The organism is Mesorhizobium sp. M0676, from assembly GCF_040320535.1.
Taxonomy (GTDB): Bacteria; Pseudomonadota; Alphaproteobacteria; order Rhizobiales; family Rhizobiaceae; genus Mesorhizobium.
The window spans coordinates 237,723-252,592 of sequence record NZ_JAMYPU010000007.1 but is presented as its reverse complement, the minus strand read 5'-3'; the positions used below and the strand labels follow the sequence as shown (position 1 = coordinate 252,592).

Below are 14,870 nucleotides of genomic sequence, written 5' to 3'. Positions count from 1 at the left end.
AAACCATCGCCGGTCCTCCGGCGGACAAGAAAACTGTCACCCATGCTATCGGTCCATTCTGTTACCTATCTATCCGGTTCGGACAGCCGAGCCACCTCTCCCCCCTCCGGAGGGAGAGGAGGGGCAATAGGGTCTCGAACTCTCTGGAGAACGTTCACTCCGCCCTCTCCCCATGCTAACCACCGCTAATGGCGCAGAAAAAAGGATACGAAGTCGATTCGTGGCTGGCGAAGCCGGACGCGCGCATATCGATCGTCCTGCTTTACGGACCCGACCGCGGCTTGGTCGCCGAGCGGGCCAAAACCTTTGCCGCGAAAACCGGCCTGCCGCTCGACGATCCGTTTTCCGTCGTACGGCTCGACGGCGCGGAGGTAGATCGCGACCAGGGCCGGCTGCTCGATGAAGCCCGCACCGTGCCGATGTTCTCCGACCGGCGGCTTCTGTGGGTGCGAAATGCCAGCGGTCAGAAGGCGCTGGCCGACGACGTCAAGGCGCTGACGGCGGAGCCCGTGCGCGACGCCATCATTCTCATCGAGGCCGGCGATCTCAAAAAGGGCGTCGGGCTGCGCGCCGTGGTCGAGGCGGCCGACAACGCCATGGCGCTGCCTTGCTATGCCGATGAAGCCCGCGACATCGACAGCGTCATCGACGACGAGCTGCGCAAGGCCGGCATGTCGATGGCGCTCGATGCGCGCCAGGCGCTGCGCCGCAATCTCGGCGGCGACCGGCTGGCCTCGCGCGGTGAAATCGAAAAGCTGGTGCTTTACGCCCACGGCCAGAAGGACATTGGCCTCGATGACGTCAGGGCGATGTCCGGCGACGTTTCCGGCGCCTCCTTCGACGACGCGGTCGATGCTGTGCTGGAAGGCAAGATCGGTGACTTCGACACCGCCTTCACCCGCCACTGCCTGTCCGGCGGCCATGCTTTCCTGGTGCTGTCCTCGGCGATGCGGCAGCTGCAGCAGCTTCAGGTCATGCGCGGCCAGATGGACACCGCCGGCCGCAACGCCGCCTCGGCCATGGCCGGCGCCCGTCCGCCGGTGTTTTTCTCGCGGCGCAAGCTGGTGGAGAAGGCGCTGGAGCGCTGGAACGTCGAGGCGCTCAGCCGCGCGCTGAACCGGCTGCAATCGGCCGTGCTGCAGACCAGGCGCAGGCCGGATTTGTCGGAAGCGCTGGCACGGCAGGCGCTGCTCGGCATTGCGGTGGAGAGCGCGAGGCTGGCGCAGCGGTGATCTCCCCCCTTGAGGGGGAGATGTCGCCAAAGGCGACAGAGGGGGTCGCCGCGCGTGGAGCGCTGGCGCCTTTCGCAACGACAAACGAGGTCGGCGCTTGATGCGAGACGACCCCTTCTGGCCTGCCGGCCATCTCCCCCTCAAGGGGGGAGATCAGCAGTTCGATCCCTTCGGCAATCGCCAATAAAAAGAAGGGCCGGCAACCGCCAAGCCCTTTCTTCATCCTAAGCCAGAAGTTCATTCGCCGGCTAAATATGGCGCAACCTCAACCTTCTACCGCTCGTCCTTCAACCGCCGGCATAGCTCGTCGAGCTGCTCCAGGCTGCGGTAGTCCACGCGGATCGCGCCGCCTTTGCCCTTGTGCTCGATGGTCACGATCATGCCGATCGTGTTGGTCATCAGCCTTTCTAGCGCCAGCGTGTCGGCATCCTTGCCCGATGCGCCGTGTGCTGGTTTTGCCTTGGGCGGCGTGCCGCCCGCCGGCATCTGCGCCAGCGCTTCCGCCTGGCGCACCGAAAGCCCCTCCTCGACAATCTGCTTGGCGAGCCCAGCTGGATCCTGCGCCGTGACCAGCGTGCGGGCGTGACCGGCTGACAGCGCGCCGTCGACCAGCATGTCTCGGATGACGTCGGGCAGCTTCAGCAGCCGCAGCGTGTTGGCGACGTGGCTGCGGCTCTTGCCGATGACATTGCCGAGATCGGCCTGGGTGTAGCCGTGATCGTCGATCAACTGCTGGTAGCCGAGCGCCTCCTCGACCGGATTGAGGTCGGTGCGCTGGACGTTCTCGATGATCGCCAGTTCGAGCGCCGTGCGGTCGTTGACGTCGCGCACGATGATCGGAATCTCGGTCAGCCCGGCGCGCTGCGCGGCGCGCCAGCGTCGCTCGCCGGCGATGATCTCATAGCGCCCGGCCTGCGTCGGCGAAGGCCGCGCCACCACCGGCTGCACGACGCCATGTTCGCGGATCGACTGGGCGAGATCGGTCAGGTCGGCGTCGCCAAAGTGCCGGCGCGGGTTTTTCGGGTTCGGGCTCAGGAACTCTATCGGCACCTTGCCGTCCGCATTCAAGCCCGGCTTTTCGGCTGCCACCGGGCGGTCGATCTCGCCGATCAGCGCCGCCAGTCCACGCCCCAGTCTCTTTCTCGAAAGGTCTTCGCTCATCTCAATTCCAGATTCTTGATCGTTTCGGTGCCGGATCGCTTTGTTTATCGACCTGCCTAATCATGCGGCGCGCAATTTACGCTCGCGGCGGATCACTTCGGACGCCAGCTGCAGATAGGCCTGGCTGCCTGAGCACTTGAGATCGTAGAGGATTGCCGGCTTGCCGTAGGACGGCGCCTCGGACACCCGCACATTCCTAGGAATGATCGTCTCGTAGACCTTGTCGCCCATGTGTGCCCGCACGTCCTGCACCACCTGGTTGGCGAGGTTGTTGCGGCCGTCATACATGGTCAGCACGATGCCCTGGATGATCAGGTCCGGATTGATCGAACGGCGCACCTGCTCCACCGTTTCCAGGAGTTGGCTTAGCCCTTCCAGCGCGAAGAACTCGCACTGCAGCGGCACAAGAACAGAATCGGCTGCCGCCATTGAATTCAAAGTCAAAAGGTTGAGCGAGGGCGGGCAGTCGATCAGCACATAGCCGAACGGCGCACCGCGCTCGGTGGCGGCGCGCAGCGCGTTGCGCAGCTTAAGCACGCGATCCGGCGCCGAGGCGATTTCCATCTCGATGCCGAGCAGATCGAGCGTCGACGGCACGATCGACAGGCCGGGCACCGCCGTCGGAATGGCCGCCTCTTCCAGGCCCAGTTCGCCGGTCAACACGTCATAGGAGGAGACGGTGCGATCCTTGCGGTCGATACCGAGACCCGTCGAGGCATTGCCTTGCGGGTCGAGATCGACGATCAGCACCTTTTCGCCGATCGCGGCCAGCGCCGTGGCCAGATTGATGGCGGTGGTGGTCTTGCCGACGCCGCCCTTCTGGTTGGCGACGGTGATGATGCGAGGTCCGGTTTTCATGGGTCTGTGCCAGGTATTCATGTGGGCCAGGTATTCATTGCGTCGCCAAGGTTGCGAAGGAGAGCTTACGCCGTCCGCAGATCGGTCACTTCGAGGATGACGCCATGGGCGTCGGTCATGCTAGGATGTTCTACCAGATCGAAAGCCCAGCGGTGAGTGCTTTCTTCCACCTCGGAGCGGTAATCCCGGCCTTTGTGGAAAAGCGCACGTGACCCCTTGGTCAGCCATGGCGCCGACAGGTCAAGCAGCGCCGGCAGCGCGGCCAGCGCCCGCGCCGTGATGATTTCCGGTGCGGAAACAAGCGCACAGCTGTCGTCGATGCGCCGGGCGACGACCCGTGCCGGCAAACCGAACTGGCCAATGACCGCCTGCAAAAACGATGCTTTCTTGCGGTTGCTCTCGACCAGATCGATCGACGCGCCTTCGCGTTCGACCAGCAGGAAGGCCAGCACCAGGCCCGGAAAACCGCCGCCCGAGCCGAGATCGGCCCAGCGTTTGGCCTGCGGTGCGATTCGCGCCAGTTGCGCGCTATCCAGAATGTGGCGGCCCCAGACGTCGTCCAGCGTCGACGGCGCGGCCAGATTGATGCTTCGGTTCCATTTCAGGAACAGCTGTTCGAACGCCACCAGGCGATCGAATGTTTCACGTGAAACCGGTCCCGCAGCCTCTTGCAGGCTCGCCCATGAGGCAGAGCTCACGCAACGGCCCTTTGGGCGGCCGACTCGGCGTTGCGGACGTGCGCGACGATGATGGCCAGCGCCGCCGGCGTCATGCCTTCCATACGCTGCGCGTCAGCGATCGACCGGGGCTGACGCGTTAGCATCTTCTGCTTCAGCTCATTGGACAGGCCAGGAACATCGGCGAAATCCACCGACGCCGGGATCAGCCGGCTTTCCTCGTGGCGGATTTGTGCGACATCTGCCTGCTGGCGATCGAGGTAAACCGAGTATTTCGCTTCCGTTTCGAGCCGCTCAGAGGTTTTGACATCGATTGCGCCAAAGGCCGGCACAACACGGGCGAGCCAAGCGATATCGACGCCGGGATAAGCAAGCAATTCATAGGCGGAGCGGCGCACGCCGTCCCTGTTGATCTCCAGCCCATGCCGCGCCGCTTCGTTGGGCGTCATCGTCGTCGCAACTGCGAGTTCGCGCGCCCTATCAAGATCCTGTGTGACTTCATTGAACCGCCGCGTCCGCTCCGGCGACACGATACCAAGCCGATTTGCCAGAGGCGTAAGCCTTTCATCGGCATTGTCGGCGCGCAGCGATAGGCGAAACTCCGCCCGCGAAGTGAACATGCGGTAGGGCTCGGCAATGCCGCGGCTGGTAAGGTCGTCGACCATCACACCGATATAGGCTTCGGTGCGGCTGAGCACGATTTGGTCGTCGGCCGCCGCCTTGCGCGCGGCGTTGAGCCCGGCGAGCAGGCCCTGCGCTCCGGCTTCTTCATAACCGGTGGTGCCGTTGATCTGACCGGCGAGGAAAAGCCCCGCAATACGTTTGGCCTCAAGCGTCGGCTCCAACTCGCGCGGATCGACATGGTCGTATTCGATAGCGTAGCCGGGCTGCAGCATGGTCGCCCGCTCTAGCCCGGGTATAGTTTTGAGAATGTCGAGTTGCACATCCTCGGGCAGGGAGGTCGAAATGCCATTGGGGTAGACCGTGTCGTCGTCCAGCCCTTCCGGCTCGAGGAAAATCTGGTGGCCTTCGCGATCGCCGAACTTGACGATCTTGTCTTCGATCGACGGGCAGTAACGTGGACCTACGCCTTCGATCGAGCCGGAATACATGGCGGAGCGGCGGATATTGGCGCGGATCAGCGCGTGCGTCGCCGGCGTCGTACGCGTGATGCCGCAATGGATTTGCGGATTCTTGATTGTGTCGGTGAGCAGCGAGAACGGCACTGGATGTTCGTCGGCCGCCTGGCTTTCCAGCGACGCCCAGTCGATGGTTCGGCCATCGAGCCGCGGCGGCGTCCCGGTCTTCAGCCGTCCAAGCGCGAAACCGGCGCGGCTCATCGTCGCCGACAGGCCAAGGCTCGCTTGCTCGTTCATCCGCCCGGCGACAATCTTCCTGTCGCCAATGTGGATGAGGCCGCGAAGAAAAGTGCCGGTGGTCAGGACGACTGCACCGCACGCCAACCGGCGCCCGTCGGCCAGGAGCACAGCGGCGATCCGTCCTTCTTCGATCTCGAAATCCAAGACTTCGCCTTCGACGACGTCGAGACCGTTCTGCTGCCGAATCGCTTCCTGCATGGCCAGCCGGTAAAGCTTGCGGTCGGCCTGCGTGCGCGGCCCGCGCACGGCAGGGCCTTTGCGGCGATTAAGCAGGCGGAATTGGATGCCGGCAGCATCGGCGATGCGGCCCATCAGCCCGTCCATGGCGTCGATCTCACGCACCAGATGGCCCTTCCCGAGGCCGCCGATCGCCGGATTGCAGGACATGACACCGATCGTGTCGAAGCGCAGCGTGATCAGCGCGGTCCTGGCACCGGCGCGCGCGGCAGCGCTCGCAGCCTCGCACCCGGCATGGCCACCGCCCACCACAACCACATCATAGTGATCGATCATTGTCCCTTCCAGATTCAGAGATTTCCCGACACATGTCCCCACGAGAGGACGCTGTCAAGGATTGCAGGTTGATTCGTTCACGGGGAACGGAGTGCTGAAAGCCGCAGAGGTGTTTCACGTGAGTCAGGGAAGCGGCGACAAGTACCTCGGCTGGCGCTGCCCCTCATCTGCCTGCCGGCATCTTCTCCCGGTGAACAAGGAGGAGCTCAAGCGCTGGCGCGCTTCGGTGGTTGGCGAAATCCCGGATAACAGTATCTTTCTCCCCGTCACTGCACGTGAGAAATGCCCGGGAGGACAATGAGGGGCGGGGCCGGCCTTCGGCACTTGCCGTTTTTGCCAAACTCCTCATTTCACGTGAAACACGCCCTAGGGCGGCCCCCTGTGTTTCACGTGAGTCACTCACACAGCGCGCGCCCCTGTTTCACGTGAGTCACTTTCCAATGCAAAACTGCGAAAAGATTACGTCCAGCAGGTCCTCGACATCCACCGCGCCGACAATCCGGCCGAGCCGGTCCGCCGCAAGACGCAGCTCCTCCGCCCGCAGCTCCTGGCCGCGCTCTTGCCCCGACAAAGCCGAGATCAGAAAGCGCCTGGTCTCATTGAGCAGCTCCACATGCCGCAACCGAGACGGCACGATGTCACCGGCATCGCCGATAGCAGCCGCGGCGCGCCTGCCGATCTCGGCCAGGAGTTCAGCCAACCCAGTGCCGTCCACCGTCGAGATCAACGCATCATACGCCTCCAATCGCGGCGAACCTTTCAAGAGATCGACCTTGGTGCCGATTCTCAAAGCCGGGGCCTCGACAGGCATGTTGCCGATCGCACTCGGGTCCGCCAGATCTTCCAGCAACAGCACCAGGTCAGCCGTGTGCGCCTTGGCCCGCGCCTTTTCGATACCGATCGCTTCGATCTTGCCGGGCGCCTCGCGCAGGCCCGCGGTGTCGGTTACCCTGACCCGCACTCCGTGGACATCCAGCACCACTTCGAGCAAGTCCCGCGTCGTGCCGGGCTCGTCGGTAACAATCGCCGCCTCACGCCTGGCCAGCGCGTTGAACAGGCTGGATTTGCCGGCGTTCGGTGCACCGATGATGACAACCTCAAACCCGTCACGGATGATCTCGGCGGCATGGAAGCCATCGACATGCCGGCCGATCTCCCCCACCATTGCGCGCACATCGGACCAAACCGTGCCCGAAACGGAACCGGGCACGTCGTCTTCGTCGGCGAAGTCGATTTCCGCCTCGATCATGGCCCGTGCATGGATCAGGCGATGGCGCCAGCCAAGATAGAGTTCGCTTTGCACTCCTTCGGCATTCTGTACGGCAAAGCGCCGCTGCGCTTCGGTTTCGGCGTTGACCAGATCGGCCAACGCCTCCGTCTCGACCAAATCCAGCTTGCCGTTCAGAAGAGCCCGGCGCGTAAATTCACCAGGTTCCGCATGACGCACGCCGTCAAACCCGGCAATGATCTCCAGCATCTTGCCGGCGACGGCGCGGCCGCCATGGACGTGGAACTCGGCGACATCCTCGCCGGTAAAACTGTTCGGCCCGGGAAAAAACAGCACCAGGCCGTTGTCGATAAGCGACCCGTCCACCGTTCGGAGCTTGCGCAGGGTCGCAACCCGGTCCTTGACCTTACCACCGGCCACCGTTTCGACAACGAATCGAGTCCTCGGTCCGGAAATGCGGATGACAGCGATGCCGGCGGGCAGGCGCCCGCTGGAAAGCGCAACGATCGAATCGCCTGAATTCATTTGCCCCTTCTCACCGGTCGCCTAGCTGTCCGGTCACCAATCCCACAGTGTCGCGGCCGTCATGAACCGCCTGTTCGTCAATATCAAGGTCGATCGCGAGGAGCGGCCGGATTACCAAATCTGTATGGCCACCTTGTCATCCATGGGCGAGCAGGCGGGTAACCGCTGACCATGGTTCTAATTCCGACGCCAAGCAGTTCTGGGCGGGCCGGCAAGCCCTACGCAGGCAGCATCGTTAACGCCTGTGCCTGGCCGGAACCGTGAAGCTGGAGCCCATCACCCCCGACAGGCAAGCTTCGTTCCGGCTGCGAATCAGAAGCCCGACCCGCGTCACGCCGATATTGTCGCCCCGATCGGAACGCATGCGAATCGACCGAACATTGGCAGTGGCATCCGGCCGCCGACCGGCAGACCGGAGCTATGCACCGGCTATCCTGCCGGTGGCGCTGGATCCGTAGGAACCGAGCCGCTGTTGCGACGCCGGTGGCTCAACCCGTGTTTCCGTCCAAGGCCGAAGGAAGCGGCGTCACATCAATGGATGGCGGCCGCGGCCCGAACAGCAAATCCTTGGCCGCGACCACCGCTCCGACCGTGATCAGGATGCAAGCAACAGCCACCGACCAGTGAAACACACCAAAGCCTGCCAGCAGAAGCACGATGACCGAGAAGAGGGGCGCGGCATAGGAGAGGGCGCCGAGGATCATGATGTCCCCGTGCTTGCAGCCATAGTCCCAGGCGTAAAAGCCGGCGCCTAGCGGTATTACGCCCAAGATGACGATGGCGCTCCACTGCGTCGCCGTCTGTGGCCAGACGGTGGTCTCAAGGGTGAGGTGCAGCACCAAGGCGACCGCAGCCGTGATGAAGCAGTAACCGACGACCACATCGGTCGGCACCTTGCCAAAGCGGCGCGATAAAACCGAATAGCCGGCCCAGATGAAAGCGCAGAACAGCGCGATGACATGCCCCTTCATCACACCATTGGCCAGTCCGATCGTGCCGCCCTTGGTGATCACCACAATGGCGCCGGCAAGGCCGAGCATGACGCCGGCAATGTGATGGGCCCTCAGCTTTTCTCCAGGCAGGAAGGCAGCAAAGACGACGATCAGCAACGGCCAGAGATAGGCGATCAGGCTGACCTCGACCGGCGGCGCCGACTGGATGGCGAAGAAATAGGCGCAGTGGTAGATGCACAGCCCCGCTGTGCCGAGCGCCCAGACCTGCCACGGCTGGCGCAGCGACTTGATCGCCGCCGGACGGACAAGCCAGCTCGACGCGCCGACCAACCCGCCAAGCAGAAACGTCATCGCCGCCAGCTGAAAGGGCGGAATCGGTCCCGCCGCGGTCGAAAGCAGCGCCAAGAAGGACCATGTCAGGATGGCCGAGAAGCCGATCAGGGTCGGGATTGTTTTCTCCATGCGGCTTCCGATCTTCGAGACGCGATTACTCGCATGACGACAGCGATGGAAATTGCCGCCCAAGGCCACGCCCTGTCTGAAATGCGACCTGTTTGCCCCCGCAATGAAAAGCCCCGTCCCAGTTCCCGGAACGGGGCTTCAATGCGAACCGATGGCCCGACGAGAAGCTTACGTGTTCATCGAGTCGAAGAAATCGGCGTTGGTCTTGGTCTGCTTCAGCTTGTCGATCAGGAACTCGATCGCGTCGGTGGTTCCCATCGGCGCCAGGATGCGGCGCAGGACGAAGATCTTCTGCAGATCCTGCTTGGAGACCAGCAGGTCCTCCTTGCGGGTGCCTGACTTCAAAATGTCCATGGCCGGGTAGATGCGCTTGTCGGCGACCTTGCGGTCGAGCTGGATTTCGCAGTTGCCGGTTCCCTTGAACTCTTCGAAGATGACTTCGTCCATGCGGCTGCCGGTGTCGATCAGCGCGGTGGCGATGATGGTCAGCGAGCCGCCTTCCTCGATGTTGCGGGCCGCGCCGAAGAAGCGCTTCGGCCGCTGTAGCGCGTTGGCGTCGACACCGCCGGTCAGCACCTTGCCGGAGGACGGCACGACGGTGTTGTAGGCACGGCCGAGGCGGGTGATCGAATCGAGCAGAATAACGACGTCGCGGCCATGCTCGACCAGGCGCTTGGCCTTTTCGATGACCATTTCGGCGACCTGGACGTGGCGCACCGCCGGTTCGTCAAAGGTCGAGGACACGACCTCGCCCTTCACCGAACGCTGCATGTCGGTCACTTCTTCTGGCCGTTCGTCGATCAGAAGTACGATCAGATAGCATTCCGGATGATTGGCCGTGATCGAGTGGGCAATATTCTGCATCAGCACCGTTTTGCCGGTACGCGGCTGCGCGTTGATGAGCGCGCGCTGTCCCTTGCCGATCGGCGCCACTAGGTCGATCACGCGCGACGAGATGTCCTTGCCGGTCGGATTGTCGATCTCCATCTTCAGCCGCTTGGTCGGATAGAGCGGCGTCAGATTGTCGAAATGGATCTTGTGACGGATCTTTTCGGGATCGTCGAAATTGATCGTGTTGACCTTGAGAAGGGCGAAATAGCGCTCGCCCTCTTTTGGGCTGCGGATTGGCCCTTCGACGGTATCGCCGGTCTTCAAGGAGAAGCGGCGGATCTGCGAGGGCGAGATGTAGATATCGTCGGGACCCGGCAGATAATTGGCGTTGGCTGAGCGCAGGAAGCCGAAACCGTCCTGCAGCAACTCGACCACACCATCGCCGATGATCTCGACGTCCTGGGCGGCCAATTTCTTCAGGATGGCAAACATCAGTTCCTGCTTGCGCATGACGCTGGCGTTTTCCACTTCGAGCGATTCGGCATAGGCGATCAGCTCTGGCGGCTTCTTGTTCTTGAACTCTGCGAGTTTCATTTCTTGCATAGACGGACTCTGAATCTGCTTTGGGGAAAATATATCGGCTGGATGCGATAAATGCCGGGCGCGGCCGAAAGCAATCAAGGGCGGCGCATGACGGGAAGGAAGACCCGTCTTTTATCGTCGGTCGGGGGAAAGAGCAAGCTGCGTTTTGTCGACCGAAATGGGCCTAGAACGGCTTGACGACAACCAGGATGACGATGGCGATCATCAGCAATGTGGGGATCTCGTTGACGATTCGCCAGTGCCGCGCCGGTTTTTCATTGCGGTCCTCGGCGAATTTCCTGACAGCACCGGCCAAATAGCCATGCACGCCCGACAGCAACAGCACCAAGCCTATCTTGGCGTGCAGCCAGCCGCCGTGAAAGCCAAACACTTTCCAGGCAAGCCAAAGCCCGAACACCCAGGTGACGATCATCGCCGGATTGATAATGCCGCGCAGCAGACGCCGCTCCATCACCTTGAAGGTCTCCGATTGGACGGACCCCTTCTTTGTGTCGGCGTGGTAGACCAGCAATCGCGGCAGATAGAGCATGCCGGCCATCCAGGAGATGACGGCCAGGATATGGATTGCCTTCGCCCAGGGATAGAAACCCTCAGGCGCAAAGAAAAACAAAAGTGCGGTGAGAACAACCAGCACTCCGATGCCGATGGTCATCCGCATCATCGCCCCACGAGTGCTGTTGCCGCCCGTATTATCCGATTGAGCCATCAGCGTGTCGCGCTCCGCACCTGCTTCACCATCGCCTCGACATGTGCCACCGGCGTCTCCGGCGTGATGCCATGGCCGAGATTGAAGATCAGCGGTCCGTCGCCCAGCGCCTTGAGGATCGCATCGACGCCGTCCGACAGGGCTTTGCCGCCAGCCACGAGCCGCAAGGGATCGAGATTGCCCTGGACCGCACCCGAGCGCTGCAGTTCCTTCGCAGCCGACAGGGGTACGGTCCAGTCGATCCCCAGCCCCATGACACCGGTCTTCTCACGATAGGTCTCGTAGCGGGCGCCGGCGCCCTTGGGAAAGCCTATGATCGGAACATCGGGATGAACGGCGCGAACTTGCCTGACTATCTCCGCCACCGGTTGCACGCAGAACTGCTCGAAAGACGCATCATCAAGCACGCCGGACCAGGAATCGAAAATCTGCACCACGTCGGCACCGGCTTCGATCTGGCGGATCAAATAGGCCGCGGAGTGATCGGCGACCACTTTCAGGAGCCGTTTAAAGGCTTGCGGCTCACGATAGGCAAACAGTCGGGCCGGCGCCTGGTCGGGCGTGCCGTGCCCGGCGATCATGTAGGTCGCCACCGTCCACGGCGCGCCGCAGAAGCCGATCAGCGTGGTCTCGTGAGGCAATCTTGCCCGCAGCCGGCGAACCGTTTCGTAGACCGGTTCGAGATTCACGTGAAACGTTTCACTGTTGAGAGCTGAAATCTCAGCTGCAGTGATTGGCGTCAGCAGCGGCCCGCGGCCCTCCTCGAAGCGGACATCGCGCCCCAGCGCATGCGGCACGACCAGAATGTCAGAGAACAGGATCGAGGCATCGAAGCCGAAGCGCTCGATCGGCTGCAGCGTCACTTCGACAGCCAGATCAGGATTGTAGCAAAGATCGAGAAAGGACCCGGCGCGCTTTCTGGTCTCGCGGTACTCCGGCAAATAACGCCCAGCCTGGCGCATCATCCAGAGTGGCGGCGGAAATGCTGCCTCGCCTCTCAGCACGTCCAGCACGATGCGGTTCTCGGGCATTGAGCGCTCTCTTCCCTGCCTTCTCTATAATTAAATAGTCTATTTCTAGAATCTTCTGATTCTAAGAGTCTGTTGGTATCGGTGGTTGTCACCTGTCCCGCTTTGCCCTGGAAAAGGCCAGCCAGCATTTTGTCGCGTGTTTCTTCCGCGGGATTGTCAAAGAGTGTGGATGGCCAGGATTCCATCACTGAAGTCAATGGTTTGGCGTAGCCGCTGAAAAACCGCCTCTGTGGATGAAGCGCTGGCAAAAACGCCCGTCCCCAGATTTGTCCCCAGCCGCACCGTGGAGCTGACAGCGCATCGAATTGTGGACAACTGGCCTTCTGATACAGTCGCCTCCAGCCGGTCGCCTTTGCGGCCCCGGTTTATCCACACAAGCCCACAGCCTGAGGCGCCCCCTGTGAACAAACCCCAGAGCTTCTTTCATCTGCACCTGATTTCCGACGCCACCGGCGAGACGCTGCTGGCGGCCGGCCGAGCCGCCTCGGCGCAATACAAGGATGCGCGCGCCATCGAGCATATCTATCCGCTCATCCGCACCGAAAAGCAGGTGGCGAAAGTCTTCGAGGACATAGAGGAGGAACCGGGCATCATCCTCTACACCGTCGTCGACCAGAAGCTGGCGCGCGGCATTGACGAGCGCTGCACCACCATGGGGCTGCCCTGTGTTTCGGTGCTGGAGCCGGTCCTCATCGTCTTCCAGTCCTATCTCGGCACGCCGGCCGGCCGCCGCGTCGGCGCCCAGCATGTGCTCGACGCCGATTATTTCCACCGTATCGACGCACTCAATTTCACCATGGAGCATGATGACGGCCAGCTGCCGCTCAATATGGACGACGCGGATGTGGTGCTGATCGGCATTTCCAGGACATCGAAGACGCCGACCAGCATCTATCTCGCCAACCGCGGCATCAAGACCGCCAACATCCCGATCGTGCTCGGCGTGCCGGTGCCCGAAAGCCTGGTCGCTGCCACCAAGCCGCTGATCGTCGGGCTTATCGCGACCGCCGAACGCATCTCGCATGTCCGGCAGAACCGCGTGCTCGGCAACAGCAGCACCTACGAAGCGACCGATTATGTCGACCGTGCCTCGATCGCCGAAGAGCTCGCCTATGCCCGCCAGATCTGCACCCGCCACAATTGGCCGATGATAGACGTCAGCCGCCGCTCGATCGAAGAGACCGCGGCAGCCATTGTTGCCCTGCGGGGGAAGAATAGATGATGGGATGGCAACGCGACCTCCTGCCCCAATCAACCACTATCGACCAGGCCCAGAACCCATGACCGAAAAAATCATCCTTGCCTCCGGCAGCCCGTTCCGCAAAGCAATGCTCATGAATGCCGGGCTCGGCATCGAAGCGGTGCCTGCCGATGTCGACGAGCGTGCGCTCGAGGCGCCGTTGCAGGACAGCGGTGTGTCGCCGGAAGATGTCGCCTTGATACTCGCCGAAGCCAAGGCGACCGAGGTCAGCGAACGCAGACCGGGCGCCCTGGTGCTCGGCTGCGACCAGACTTTGTCACTGGGAGATGAAGTGTTCCACAAGCCGGCCGACATGGAAGGTGCCCGCCGCCATCTGTTGGCGCTGTCAGGCAAGACGCATCAGCTGAACAGCGCCGCCGTGCTCTGCCGCAACGGCAAGGTGCTGTGGCGCCATGTCGGCATCGCCAGCCTTACCATGCGCAAGCTCGATCCGGCCTTCGTCGGCCGGCACCTGGCCCGCGTCGGCGCCAAGGCGTTGTCGAGCGTCGGCGCCTACCAGATCGAGGGCGAAGGCATCCAGCTGTTCGAAAAGATCGAAGGCGATTATTTCACCATTGTCGGCCTGCCGCTGTTACCGGTGCTGGCGGAATTGCGTGCGCTCGGAGCCATCGATGGTTGAGAAAAAAGCTTTCGTCACCGGCCATCCGATCGCGCATTCGCGCTCGCCGAAGATCCACGGCTATTGGCTGAACACATACGGCATCGACGGCAGCTATCATGCGATCGATGTCGCGCCGGCCGATTTTCCCGAGTTCCTCTCTTCCCTCCAGGCCAATGGCTATCAGGGCGGCAACGTCACCATTCCACACAAGGAAGTCGCCTTTGCCCGGGTCGAGCGCCGCGACGAGGCGGCGGAGATGATCGGCGCGGTCAACATGCTGTGGCTGGACGACGGCGTGCTGTGGGGCGGCAATTCGGACTGGATCGGCTTTGCCGGCAATCTCGACGAGCATGCCCCGGGCTGGGAGAGAAACGCTCCGGCCGTGGTGCTCGGCGCCGGTGGCGCGTCGCGCGCGGTCATCCACGCGCTTAAAGTGCGCGGCATCAAAGATATCCGCGTCGTCAACCGCACATTGGCGCGGGCGCAAGAACTCGCCGACCGCTTCGGGGCCGGCGTCTCGGCGCATGGCGCGGTCGGCGACTTGCTTGGCGATGCCGGCTTGCTGATCAACACGACGGCACTTGGCATGTATGGCGATGCGACGCTGGCCGCCGATCCGGCCTGCCTGCCAGCTCACGCCATCGTCGCCGACATCGTCTATGTGCCGCTGGAAACACCGCTGCTTGCCGCTGCCCGCGCGAGAAATTTGAAGACGGTCGACGGGCTCGGCATGCTGTTGCACCAGGCTGTGCCCGGATTCGAACGCTGGTTCGGCAAGAGGCCGGAGGTCACTGCCGAACTGCGGCAGATGATCGTCGCCGACATCCTCGCCAAATGATGGGTTGCAAA

General features: G+C 62.5%; 14 protein-coding genes and 1 pseudogene. 6 read left to right on the top strand and 9 right to left on the bottom strand.

All coding sequences use genetic code 11. From position 1 onward, the window contains the following. Positions 1-188 precede the first annotated feature (188 nt). Positions 189-1,232: a DNA polymerase III subunit delta gene (holA, locus tag NKI35_RS10575; protein ID WP_352739899.1), complete on the top strand. Its 1,044-nt coding sequence runs from the start codon at positions 189-191 to the stop codon at positions 1,230-1,232. Positions 1,233-1,505: 273 nt separating this feature from the next. Here holA and NKI35_RS10570 read toward each other — a convergent pair whose 3' ends face one another. The 4 genes from NKI35_RS10570 to mnmG form a co-directional block, all read right to left on the bottom strand. After that, positions 1,506-2,393, bottom strand: coding sequence for a ParB/RepB/Spo0J family partition protein (locus tag NKI35_RS10570; RefSeq protein ID WP_023726719.1), 888 nt, complete (start codon positions 2,391-2,393; stop codon positions 1,506-1,508). A gap of 60 nt (positions 2,394-2,453) precedes the next feature. After that, the gene (locus NKI35_RS10565; RefSeq protein ID WP_023672118.1) at positions 2,454-3,251 is read right to left on the bottom strand and encodes a ParA family protein; all 798 of its coding nucleotides are present in this window, start codon (positions 3,249-3,251) and stop codon (positions 2,454-2,456) included. Between the two features lie 65 nt (positions 3,252-3,316). Then, entirely contained in the window at positions 3,317-3,949 is a 633-nt protein-coding gene (gene rsmG, locus NKI35_RS10560; RefSeq protein WP_352739896.1) for a 16S rRNA (guanine(527)-N(7))-methyltransferase RsmG, read from the bottom strand. Then, positions 3,946-5,820 (bottom strand): tRNA uridine-5-carboxymethylaminomethyl(34) synthesis enzyme MnmG, encoded by a 1,875-nt coding sequence (gene mnmG / locus NKI35_RS10555; protein ID WP_352739894.1) that lies wholly within the window; start codon positions 5,818-5,820, stop codon positions 3,946-3,948. The genes rsmG and mnmG overlap by 4 nt, the downstream gene beginning before the upstream one ends. A gap of 91 nt (positions 5,821-5,911) precedes the next feature. Between mnmG and NKI35_RS10550 the strand changes: the two genes are divergently transcribed. Then, positions 5,912-6,121, top strand: coding sequence for a hypothetical protein (locus NKI35_RS10550; protein ID WP_352739892.1), 210 nt, complete (start codon positions 5,912-5,914; stop codon positions 6,119-6,121). A 129-nt stretch (positions 6,122-6,250) separates the two neighbouring features. On the opposite strand, the gene mnmE is transcribed toward NKI35_RS10550, so the two are convergent. Beyond that, a complete protein-coding gene (mnmE, locus tag NKI35_RS10545; protein WP_352739890.1) occupies positions 6,251-7,573 on the bottom strand; it encodes a tRNA uridine-5-carboxymethylaminomethyl(34) synthesis GTPase MnmE in 1,323 nt (440 codons plus the stop codon). Positions 7,574-7,610: 37 nt separating this feature from the next. Here mnmE and NKI35_RS10540 point away from each other — a divergent pair. Further along, positions 7,611-7,801: pseudogene (locus NKI35_RS10540) on the top strand (DUF255 domain-containing protein); the annotation flags it as partial. 260 nt (positions 7,802-8,061) lie between these two features. Here the strand turns inward: NKI35_RS10540 and yddG are convergent. The 4 genes from yddG to hemE all read right to left on the bottom strand — a co-directional run bounded on the left by yddG (position 8,062) and on the right by hemE (position 12,159). After that, positions 8,062-8,988 carry an aromatic amino acid exporter YddG gene (gene yddG, locus NKI35_RS10535; protein WP_352739888.1) on the bottom strand — a complete coding sequence of 309 codons (927 nt, stop codon included), beginning with the start codon at positions 8,986-8,988 and terminating at the stop codon, positions 8,062-8,064. A 168-nt stretch (positions 8,989-9,156) separates the two neighbouring features. Next, complete coding sequence (gene rho / locus NKI35_RS10530; protein WP_023672113.1) at positions 9,157-10,422, bottom strand: transcription termination factor Rho; 1,266 nt, start codon at positions 10,420-10,422, stop codon at positions 9,157-9,159. 163 nt (positions 10,423-10,585) lie between these two features. After that, positions 10,586-11,128, bottom strand: a complete 543-nt coding sequence (gene hemJ, locus NKI35_RS10525; RefSeq protein WP_352739886.1) for a protoporphyrinogen oxidase HemJ — start codon at positions 11,126-11,128, stop codon at positions 10,586-10,588. After that, on the bottom strand, positions 11,128-12,159 hold the full coding sequence (gene hemE / locus NKI35_RS10520; RefSeq protein ID WP_352739884.1) for a uroporphyrinogen decarboxylase: 1,032 nt from the start codon (positions 12,157-12,159) through the stop codon (positions 11,128-11,130). Before hemE ends, hemJ begins: the two co-directional genes overlap by 1 nt. A gap of 283 nt (positions 12,160-12,442) precedes the next feature. Here hemE and NKI35_RS10515 point away from each other — a divergent pair, with 283 nt between their 5' ends. The 3 genes from NKI35_RS10515 to NKI35_RS10505 are packed head-to-tail and all read left to right on the top strand — an operon-like array spanning position 12,443 to position 14,859. Continuing rightward, on the top strand, positions 12,443-13,381 hold the full coding sequence (locus tag NKI35_RS10515; protein ID WP_502897134.1) for a pyruvate, water dikinase regulatory protein: 939 nt from the start codon (positions 12,443-12,445) through the stop codon (positions 13,379-13,381). Positions 13,382-13,439: 58 nt separating this feature from the next. Continuing rightward, the gene (locus tag NKI35_RS10510) at positions 13,440-14,039 is read left to right on the top strand and encodes a Maf-like protein (RefSeq protein WP_352739880.1); all 600 of its coding nucleotides are present in this window, start codon (positions 13,440-13,442) and stop codon (positions 14,037-14,039) included. Further along, positions 14,032-14,859 carry a shikimate dehydrogenase gene (locus tag NKI35_RS10505; protein WP_352739878.1) on the top strand — a complete coding sequence of 276 codons (828 nt, stop codon included), beginning with the start codon at positions 14,032-14,034 and terminating at the stop codon, positions 14,857-14,859. Before NKI35_RS10510 ends, NKI35_RS10505 begins: the two co-directional genes overlap by 8 nt. Positions 14,860-14,870 lie beyond the last annotated feature (11 nt).

Excerpts from the sequence above, each read along its gene's own strand:
- holA (WP_352739899.1), top strand. The coding sequence starts at position 189 with ATGGCGCAGAAAAAAGGATACGAAGTCGATTCGTGGCTGGCGAAGCCG.
- NKI35_RS10570 (WP_023726719.1), bottom strand. The coding sequence starts at position 2,393 with ATGAGCGAAGACCTTTCGAGAAAGAGACTGGGGCGTGGACTGGCGGCG.
- NKI35_RS10565 (WP_023672118.1), bottom strand. The coding sequence starts at position 3,251 with ATGAAAACCGGACCTCGCATCATCACCGTCGCCAACCAGAAGGGCGGC.
- mnmG (WP_352739894.1), bottom strand. The coding sequence starts at position 5,820 with ATGATCGATCACTATGATGTGGTTGTGGTGGGCGGTGGCCATGCCGGG.
- mnmE (WP_352739890.1), bottom strand. The coding sequence starts at position 7,573 with ATGAATTCAGGCGATTCGATCGTTGCGCTTTCCAGCGGGCGCCTGCCC.
- yddG (WP_352739888.1), bottom strand. The coding sequence starts at position 8,988 with ATGGAGAAAACAATCCCGACCCTGATCGGCTTCTCGGCCATCCTGACA.
- rho (WP_023672113.1), bottom strand. The coding sequence starts at position 10,422 with ATGCAAGAAATGAAACTCGCAGAGTTCAAGAACAAGAAGCCGCCAGAG.
- hemJ (WP_352739886.1), bottom strand. The coding sequence starts at position 11,128 with ATGGCTCAATCGGATAATACGGGCGGCAACAGCACTCGTGGGGCGATG.
- hemE (WP_352739884.1), bottom strand. The coding sequence starts at position 12,159 with ATGCCCGAGAACCGCATCGTGCTGGACGTGCTGAGAGGCGAGGCAGCA.
- NKI35_RS10510 (WP_352739880.1), top strand. The coding sequence starts at position 13,440 with ATGACCGAAAAAATCATCCTTGCCTCCGGCAGCCCGTTCCGCAAAGCA.
- NKI35_RS10505 (WP_352739878.1), top strand. The coding sequence starts at position 14,032 with ATGGTTGAGAAAAAAGCTTTCGTCACCGGCCATCCGATCGCGCATTCG.